This is a genomic window from Aliikangiella coralliicola (genome assembly GCF_007004725.1).
Lineage (GTDB): Bacteria > Pseudomonadota > Gammaproteobacteria > Enterobacterales > Kangiellaceae > Aliikangiella > Aliikangiella coralliicola.
Window position 1 is genome coordinate 422,385 of sequence record NZ_ML660167.1, and the last position, 10,542, is coordinate 432,926.

Below are 10,542 nucleotides of genomic sequence, written 5' to 3' on the forward strand. Positions count from 1 at the left end.
CAATGATGTTGGGTTTAGTAACCTAACCTACAATATTTATTTTTGATATTTGCTCTTGTCTAACTTTAAAACAGAATTTCTAAGCCAGATTTTTTAACAATTTGACTGCTTGATTAGTTTCAATCGAATCATCATCAACCTTGTTAATGATGTTTTCGATAGACTCAAGATTTTTAACAACCCTTAACTTATCAGGCTTAGTTGCTGTCTCAATATTCTGCTCCTTAGCAGAGACATCGATCCAGCACCGCTCTTTGGCAAAGGGGTAAGTCGGCAAACTAACTCGTCGTACTCTCTGAGCCGAAGGAACATTGGCAGGATCATCATTCGACAACTGGTGCTGTTCATCATTTGCAAAGTTTGCCCGATAGCCTTGTTGAGTCAGCTCGGCAGTATTGATGTGCAATAACGGATGTAGAACATTATTCAAATGTTCCGTGCTATTACTGGAATTCTCGGCAGTAGCGTGAGTTGCAACAACATCTTTTTCAAGCCAATAACGTTCCCTGGCAAAAGGATAAGTTGGTAAATTAATTCGTTGGGGTTTCAATTTTCCATAGAGTTTATTCCAATCCAGATCTAAACCTTTTACCCATAAATCTAACAGTTTCGATAGCTTACGACTGCTCATCCAGTTTTGAATAATCGCATTTTTCATATCATCATCTTGACTGATAATACGCATACTTTCTTTATTGCCTCTAACTTGACCACGGAAAGCATCCTCGATGTTTTCGACACCCTCATCTTTTCCACTACTAACAAAAACTTCTAGCTTTTCGATTAAATGCTCAATCGAATTAACCATGAAACCGACTCTTTCTTCCATTGGCTCCCTGCCAACTTGCAAAGTGTAAGCGACTTCACTTAATTGAATAGATGCTTTTTGCTTGGAAATGAACTGTAGTAAGTTGCCGGCAATTTGGAATAACTGTTCTTCATTTCTTGCCGATAATGGAATCATGAGTTTGCCATTTTCGTTGATGCTATCAACCGCTTTCTTAACAACCTGGTTATTTACAATCCCTGATGAGGAATATTCGGCGATAACCATGTGAGCGTTAGTCCCACTAAAGCCAAATGAGCTAATAGCCGCTTGTCGTCTTTCATCTTTACTAACTTCCCACGGCTGTAATTTATCGTTGATGTAAAATGGACTATTATCCAAACCTATATGTTCATTCACCTTTTCAAAATTAATGGTTGGCGGAAGTTGTTTGTGTTTCATTGCTAAAATAAGTTTAATCAACCCGGCAACCGCGGCTGCCGTCAGGCAATGACCAATATTGCTTTTCACCGAGCCGAGTGCACAATAGTCTTTCTTATCGGTGTATTTTTTAAAGGATTCTTTTAATCCAGCAACTTCAATCGGGTCACCAAGTTTTGTTCCCGTGCCATGGGCTTCGATTAACTGAATGTTAGCCGGATCGATTTTAAATTTGTCGTAAACTTCCTGTTGCAAACGTGTTTGAGAGTCAGCGTTGGGTGCTGTAATACCATTGGTCTTACCGTCTTGATTAACGCCCCAGCCCTTGATGACACCTTGAATAATATCTTGATCTCTTTCGGCATCAGCGAGCCTTTTTAACATCACTACACCAACACCTTCACCGGGAACAAAACCATTGGCACGCTGATCGAAAGCGAAACAACGACCATCGGTTGACAGCATTCCAGCTTGTGAAGATTTAATGTGCATATCAGGGCCCGCCATTACATACACACCGCCGGCAAGTGCTAAATCGCTACCGGCAGAATTCAAGCTATCACACGCATTTGCTATAGCGACTAACGAAGAAGAGCAAGCCGTGTCAATTGATAAACAAGGCCCTTGCAAATTTAAAAAATAAGAAATACGAGCTCCCAGGATCGAAGCAGCTCCACCGGTAAAGCCTTGGGCGCTGATCTGTTGCTCACGAGATAACAAGTTATAATCGCCCGCCGCACAGCCAACAAAGACACCACACCGACTACCAGAAAGCGCTTGAGCGTTATAACCCGCGTCTTCAATAGTATGCCAGCACGCCTGCAAAAACACGCGCTGTTGCGGCTCCATGGTTTCTGCTTCTGTGGGCGAAATAGTGAAAAATAAGGGATCAAATAAATCGTATCCGTCCATTGCACCAACCCATTGACTATTCGTTTTTCCTGGTGTCGGTGCCCCCTCTTGATAGTAAGTATCTAAATCCCAGCGCTGCGAAGGTATTGATGTGATGCAGTTTTTGGCCGAAGCAATATTATCCCAAAACTCATCCAGATCATTAGCCTGAGGAAATTGTCCGGCCATACCGATAACCGCAATTGGCTGCGTGTGATCCTGCGTTCGAGATTCTGCACGTAACTTTGAGTTGTTTTTTCGCCAGGATATTAATTGCGTATAAGTTGACTCAACATCGAACTGTTGGACGTTTGGTATTTCCGTGCGCGTTGGCGGTAAGCCCTTGACCTGCGCGTCACTATTGCGACCAACTTGTGCAACAGTTTCCGGCGCAATTTCTGCCGACAAGTCATCAGTAATTTGCTGCGTTTTCACTGACTCTGTTTGTACAAATGTACTGAACTCTTTGAGCGTGGGATAACTATAAACTCGAGTCGCTTCAATCGACAGCTGGTATTTATCATTGATTTTACGTACCCAGGTTACTCCGGTAATGGAATCTAAGCCCAGGTCAACAAATTGCGCGTCTTCATCAATTTCAGTTGTTGACATATGTAGCTCATCCGCCAATAACTTTTTAAGTGTCGTTGTAACCTGCGATGAATTTATGTTGACTGAATTTATTTCAATTGTTTTTTCATCGGCTGCTTCAGCAACTTGACTGTCCTGAGCAACGTTAGAGATAGCGGCTTCCGTATGAACACTTTTAGCAACTGTAACGGTAGGCGCCGCAGTACGACTTTGAGTTTGAATTTCTGACTGACTAGATGAATCAGCCTGCGCATCAATTTCTGTTTTAACAAACTTTGCAAACTCGGTCAGCGTCGGAAAACTATAGACTTTTGTCGCCTCGATTGTTGTCTGATATTTGTCATTAATTTTACGCACCCAGGTGACGCCGGTAATAGAGTCTAACCCCAGATCAACGAATTGAGCGTCTTCTTCGGCCTCGGCAACGTCCATATGTAATTCATCGGCCAATAACTTTTTAATGGCAGCAGTGATCATGGAGACTGTTAACGAGGAATTTTTATTAACAGTATTAGCGGTTGACGTCAGATTGACGGCTTTCTCTTCAACAGCTCTTGCTGTAGCAGTTGCTGAAAGTTGAGGAACATCGTCTCGAGAAGCTATCTGGTCGAAAAAATTTTTCTGAATTTGTTTAAGCGTGTTTGATTCACCGACAAAGGTTTCATCATGCATGGCCAACTCAAGTGCGCAGGTATCTTGCAATGGTTGATGCAAATGGTAAGTCCACTGATGTTTTAGTGCCATCAATTGGCTTTGCGAATAGCGAGCAATCTGTCTGGCCAAATCAATCGCTGTTGAAAGCACTTTTTGTCTTGGCAGAACAGATAATTGCAAGCCTTTGGTTTGTAGCGCTTTACCTTCATACTCTCTGGCAGTGAGTAAACTCTCTCTGGCCAGGTCATAACCCATTCTAAGGGGTGATATAAAAGTTGCCGCTGCACCAGGTGTAAATCCATAGTTCATATACGGACTCACATAATGGCTTTCTTCGCTTAACAGAACAAAATCTGCAAATAGGCCTAAGGCAAATCCCGCACCAATTCCGTGCCCCTGCATCGCCGCGATTACCGGCAACCGACATTTCATTGCCAACTGAAAGGTTTGTGTGTCGGTAAACTTCGATTTGCCCTGTTGAATATCAAGCAAACTTTCCTTAGTTCCTCCAGAAGAAAAATAACTATCATAGCCGGTCAAAACAATGACTTTATAATCTGGTGACTGATCGATATGTGCAAATACCTCATTCATCCCTTCGACCAAAGCATCAGAAAACATATTCTTTGCCTTTCGATCTTCCATTTTCACCACCAGAATTCCTTCTGGATGGGTCGTCGCAGAAACTACGGAAGATTGAAGTTCGACGAGTGTCGGTTTATCGACTGGCGATGTCTTTTTGAGTCCAGTATTCAATTCATGACTAAGCGGAATTTGCTTAATTTTTTCTTGAATAATCTGGTTGGAGCGTTTTTTCTTCGCGGTAAGAAACGATAGTGAATTCTGTGACCAGCGTCCTGCTAATTCTAAAGCCTGTTCAATAACCTGTTTTTTATCAACGATTATCTGATGAGTATGCCTCTGCTTTAACTCAACGCCAGAGTAATTGCTCTGAGCTAACAAAAGATTTCTGGCCGAATAATCTCCGAAGCGGTGAGACAAAAGAACCTCGGCCTTCGTTAAAAAGTCAACGCTATGTTCGTTACTTGCAAATGAATACTTCCCTTTATCGTGATAAATTATCCCATCACAAAGTTGAGCAACAGCCATTGCTAACGCACTCGCATTTGCCTCAAACGCTACAATCACCGGAGTCGCTATACTTAACAGCAGCGTCTGAAAATCATTCAATAATTGACCCTGCTTGTCTTTTTCGGCTTGAGGTAAAAACTCAGCATGCTCGCTCGCGAGTATGACCGCTTTGTAGTGAACATTTTGATTAACTTGAGAAAATATTTTGCTCAAATATCCAATCAAAGAAGCGGTGCTAAATTTCTTCTTGGATTGTAGGATCCTGACGATCAGAATATTGTCGTTATGGGTGCTCAGCCGAATATATTTCACCGGGGACGCAATTGCTGATTTTTGCTTGGCTGTTGTTTTATCAGATTCGGATTGAAGCTTTTCTAACTCCTGGCTAACCGGCGTTAGTTCTGCGACCAATTCAATTAAATTCCTCGCTAAATGTAACTTTAATAGCTTCAACGCCTGTTGCGGCTTTTCCGCAAGTTCTTGTGCAAGCTTGTCGGCTTTAAGATCAACATCCACTTTGGGAGTGATCAAACAAGACCAGCCATTCGCGCGCAATTGCGTACCCTGGATTGATTCTTTGCCATCCAGCAGTTCTTCAGCAGCCATCATGTCAAATCGTTCGACCAGTAACTTTTGTTCAGCGGCGCTCGGAAAAGAATGGGTGTCAAAGTCAGCATATTGATAACTGGCTTCCTCACTACATATCATAAAATCGCACAATGCACCTACGAGAAAACCAACTTTCGTTGCGCTACCTTTCATCACTGCAATAACTGGATAAGGAAACTCCACTAATTTTTGATAAAGTTTTTGTTCGATCGCACTATTGTGAGATTGTTGCTCTCCACTCAAAAAATAATCATCGGTACCTTTCAGTAACAGAATCTTGATTTGGCTTTCCTGCTGTGCAATTTCTAGCGCAGATTTCAATTCGCTAATTGCTCTTTCCGATAACACGACGTTGCCATCAGCGACCTGGTTAATTTTGATGGTATAAATTCCATTTCCGTTGTTGTATAAGTTGACCATAGCTTGCGAACTGTTCATTTCGCCTTGTGTACTGCCTGCTTTATTGTCTGAGAAAACAGCGTTCGATAAAGTAATCGATTCACTCATTGCAAGTCGATTAACAGTTGGCGATTTTTCAATAAAGTTTGAACTATCAGTCACTAATTTACTTGCCGACGTCAATGTAATACCTTGCGGTTTCTCCGTTTGGATTTGAACTATTTCACTATGAATTTCTGTTAATTCAATTTTTTTGGAAAGGCTGTTATCAATTACATTTTTGCTAGCACCAATACCAATATCGACAAGACTGTTTGCTTCCGCCGTTTTTTTATTAGATTCCGACTCATCATCTACAACAGGTAGATTTTGTCGCGGCTGAACTGCTTGTCTACTTATCGCATATTCAGCGCCTTTAACCTGAATACAAACATTGCCATGCTCGTCGCACCAGTCAATATCCAGCTTTGCATTCGCGCTACCTTGTTCATTTGAAAAACGTATCCAGGCGAACATCTTTTTAGCACCTGGAAAAATGATCCGAATGGAAGATAAGCTTAATGGCAGTAAAGTAAGACCCGCGGATTGACTACCCTCAGTTAAACTCAACAGGGCTTGTAGCATAGCGTCTAACCAGTTGGGATGTAAAACGTAATCCGTGGTAAGACGATCATTGTCGCCTATAGTTAACTCCGCAAGTAGCTGGTTATTTCCAGCGTAAATTGAAGTGAGGTTTCGGTTAAATAAGTTGGGCAAGCCTGGTGAATTAGTATTCGTTTTTTCTAGCTGTTTTTTCAAAAATATTAGATCGAGCTTTGTCGGCGCAGGATTCCGGCTCAATACTCCGTGCCCCTGACAGTGAACAACATCTTGTTCTTGATTATAAATTTCAAAGTCAATTTGCTCCTTGTCTTTAGCCAGTAACGCAATTGATACGCTGCGACTTTCCTCCACGACAATAGGCTGCGCCCAGACTATATCATGTAATTCCAGCACAAATGCTTCAGAATCTGGCATTGCATTTTCAATCGCCGCTCTGGCCATTTCGATATAAACAGATGTGGGCAACACTTTCTGGTTACTTTGATGTCTGATGGAGAAATCTGATTGAAAGAAAAATTCTTTGCCGCTAAAACTTGTTTGGTAGCTTTGCTGAAATAAATCGGAAGTATTAGTGTGAAGTACAGGGTGAATCGGTTTAATACCACCCTGTATCAACGAGTTGCTATCGCCGGAGATTGCCTGTCCTGAAACAATCTGCGCTGAAACTTCCAATGGATCTATCCAGTACTTATCTTGAGCAAATGGATAAGTCGGCAAACTAATCAATTGTGGCTGGATTCCTTGACTGAAATCTTGTTCATAAAGCTTATTCCAATCTAGTGCTAAGCCTTTAACCCATAAATCTAATAATTTTGTTAATTTTCGATCAGTAATCCATTTATCAAGGGTCCGTTGCATATCATTGTCGCTGCTAAATAGCGACAGCGTTTCTCTATGATCTTTAACTTTACCTAGGTAAAGATCTTCAATGTCCTCTGCGCCAGAAATAAAAGCGTTGAGTTTTTCAGAAAGCTCTGTCAATGAACTGACTATCAGTCCAAGTCGCTCGCCCATTGCTTCCCTGCCTACTTGTAATGTGTAAGCCATCCCATGTAAATCTATTGAAGATTCATTGCATTCAATGAAACCGATTAACTCGCTACATTTTTGTCGAAGCTGGGCTTCTGTTCTTGCCGACAAAACTATCACTTTAGTTGGCCAGGAATCATCTTGCCGGCGTTTAATCGTTTGATTATTGAGTACCGAGTGTTCTTGTTCTGAGTATTCTTCAATAATGATATGAGCATTGGAACCACCGGCACCAAATGATGAAACGCCTGCGATTCTTGAAACTTGCCGACCATCAATTACTGGCGGTTGCCACGCTTTTAATGTCTGGTTGACAATAAACGGTGTGTTATCAAAATCAATATGAGGATTGAGCTTAGCGGAATGTAAAGATGGCACGATTTTCTGATGTTTCATCTGCAACAACACTTTTGTTACACCTGCCACACCAGCGGCAGATTCACAGTGACCGACATTCGACTTTGCAGAACCGATCAAACAAAAACCGAACTCTTCAGTTTCGCTGGATGAGTTTTGGTTAAACGCTTTAGTTAGCGCAGCGATTTCAATTGGGTCACCTAACTTGGTGCCGGTTCCATGGGCTTCAATGTAACTGATGTGACGAGAATCAATTTCTGCTTCTGCGAGCGCGCGGGTAATTGCGTTGGCTTGAGCACCGGGATTAGGTACGCTGTAACCGTTAGTTTTACCACCGTGATTTAGTGCACTACCTTTAATAACACCATAAATGTGATTACCATCTTGTTCGGCTTGTGACAGTCTTTTCAGAATGACTGCGCCGACACCTTCGCCAGGAATGTAACCATCACCGCCTTCACCAAAACTTTGGCAATGCCCTGCACTGGAAATAAATTGTTCAGCACTTAGCATCTGGTATTTTCCCGGGTGAATGCTGACATTGACCCCACCGGCAATTGCTAAATCAGTTCGCCCTAGTTTGAGATCCTGACAAGCCAGATGAATGGCCGTTAACGACGAAGAACACATCGTATCCAACGTCATGCTCGGACCATGTAAATTTAATACGTACGAAACTCGATTAGCAATGCTGGCTAAGCTACCCGACACACTATATTCACCATACATGACGCCCACATAAACGCCCACCTGACCCGGCGCGTCTTCCTGATGAGGTATTTGTAAAGTGGTTCGTGTGTAACCTGCATCTTCAACGGCCATCCAGGCGTGTTGTAAAAACAATCTCTCTTGCGGGTCAATTGACTTGGCTTCCCGTGGAGATATGTTGAAAAAACGCGAATCGAATTCGTCAACACCAACAATAAAACCGCCCCACTTACTAAAGTGTTTTCCTTTCTGAGCACGGTCTTCACTGTAGTATTGTTGCCAATCCCATCGTTCTTGCGGTACTTCTACAATACAATCTTTCCCGTCGCGAAGATTTTGCCAATAGGCTTCAATATTTGGCGCTTCCGGGTAACGACCACTTAATCCGATGATAGCAATCGGCGCTGTTTTTTCTGCGCCGAATGCGTTCGAAATCTGAGTCTGACCTAATGCTGTTTTATTCGACAGAGTTGGCGATTGACTTTGTTTTGCATAACGACGCCCCAACTTTGATTTATTTATTTTGTTAGTCAGGCTTTGCAATTTTGCGGGGAATTTTTTCAATTCATTCGTTGGTGTGTTAACTTGATTAATGTCGACAATCGGCGTAATAAATAGAGACTCCACCTTGGCCAAATGTGATCGCACAAAGTATTGAGCTAACTCAGCAATGGTTTGATATTCAAAAAATAAAGTCTTCGGTAACGAGCCAAATGCCTTTTCCAGCTGACTCGTCAAGTTCATCGCCATTATCGAGTCAATACCATATTTCTCCAATGGCGCCTGAGCATCTATTTTATGTGATGGGAGTTTTAATAATTTCGAAAACTGTTTGCATAAATACCCTTCTGTACTTTCCTGAAAGTTTTGTTGGGAATACTTAGCTGAAGGAGCATGTGAAACAACTTCGTTGTCTAATTGAGTCGTTACGTTTGCTATTTCATCTTTTGAAGAGACTTGCTGAAGGCTCGTGTTTTCCAATAACGCTACACGCAATTTTTGTATATTACCTTCAGTCACCGAAAACTGGCTATAGGGTAACTGCAAGCCGCGATAAAAAGCACCTAGTCCACTCGCGGTTTCTAGTTGTACTGCACCGGTATTCTGTTCAATCTGACTCAGCATCGATGGCTCAATCTCCATGCCGCCTTCTCGCCATAATGACCAGTTGACTGAAAGACTTTTCCCCTGTCTGTCACCTTGCGCCACTAATTGATTGCGATAAGCTGAAAACTGGTCCATAAAACCATTGGCAGCTGCATAATCCGATTGACCAACATTGCCGAGCCAGGAAGCTGCTGATGAAAATAAGACAAAAAAGTCCAACGCTAAATCACGGCTCGCCTGGTCAAGATGATAAGTGCCCAATACCTTAGGCGCTAAAACCTGACGAAATTCTTCAGATGACTTCTTGATGATAAAGTTATCCGCGGTCATTCCCGAGCAATGAATAATCCCTTTGAGTGAGGCCTCTGGCGTATTTATCGAAGCGATGAGTGATTCAACCTGACTCTGGTTTTCAATATCTAACTGGCGGTATTCTACCCGGCTTTCAGATTGTGTATTTAGCGCCGAGAAATCGTCCAGAATAGATTGCTTTTCAGCTGTTAGCGGTGACCGTCCTGTCACAATGATTTTTCCGTGACGGGTTTGTTGTAGAATTTCCCGGGTCATTAACTTGCCCAGACCACCTAAGCCGCCGGTAATCAGGTAAGTGCCACTGTCCTTAAAAGCAGTCTCTTTCAAAGCTGTCTCTTTAACTTCAGTTTTTTCTGTCGCTTTAACTTCTTGCCAGTGTAAGAACTTTCGCTCGTTTTGCTGATAACGGATTAAGGTTTCCTGTGGGTAGTTTCCAGCATCTTGTAATTGTTGGGTAAGCTTCTCGGCAGAATCGACAACATCAGTGAAAACAACCTGTGCAATCAGTTGAGGGTTTTCTAACATGGCGGTTTTGAGCAGACCGGATAACCCCGACAACATTGTCATTTGCCCATTATCAGCGGCGACAACTTGAAACAGCACCGGGCCTTTTGGGCGGCTTTTTAGAATGCTTTGAATCTGTTCAAAACAACTCAGTGCCAGCTCGCTGTAGTCGGCTGCAATATCTTTATTGCTCTGAACAACTGAGACAACTTGACTGGCCGGCAAGTCAGACTTTAACTGCGGCCTATTCAGTTTTGGCAGATGGCATAACAACACACAATGTTGCTCAACGTTGAACATCAGGGAATTGGACACGACTGAAGCATCCTCTTCCCAAACCGGTGTTGCCAGCAATATACCCGAAGCGTTTTTCTGCTTGAGTTTAATCGCTTTGATTTTTTCCAACGCTTGCTGTTGAGTTAGTTTACCTTGAGACAAATCACGATATATATTTTTTAAATCATTCATCTGTTCCATCA

Annotated in this window: 1 protein-coding gene; it reads right to left on the reverse strand. The window is 42.4% G+C overall.

Annotated elements, in window-relative coordinates; translation table 11 throughout:
• Positions 1–79: 79 nt before the first annotated feature.
• The gene (locus tag FLL46_RS19015; RefSeq protein ID WP_142932922.1) at positions 80–10,540 is read right to left on the reverse strand and encodes an SDR family NAD(P)-dependent oxidoreductase; all 10,461 of its coding nucleotides are present in this window, start codon (positions 10,538–10,540) and stop codon (positions 80–82) included.
• Between the last annotated feature and the right edge of the window lie 2 nt (positions 10,541–10,542).

What these genes read in the sequence shown, in the direction of transcription:
- FLL46_RS19015 (WP_142932922.1), bottom strand. Translation starts at nt 10,540, where the DNA reads ATGGAACAGATGAATGATTTAAAAAATATATATCGTGATTTGTCTCAA.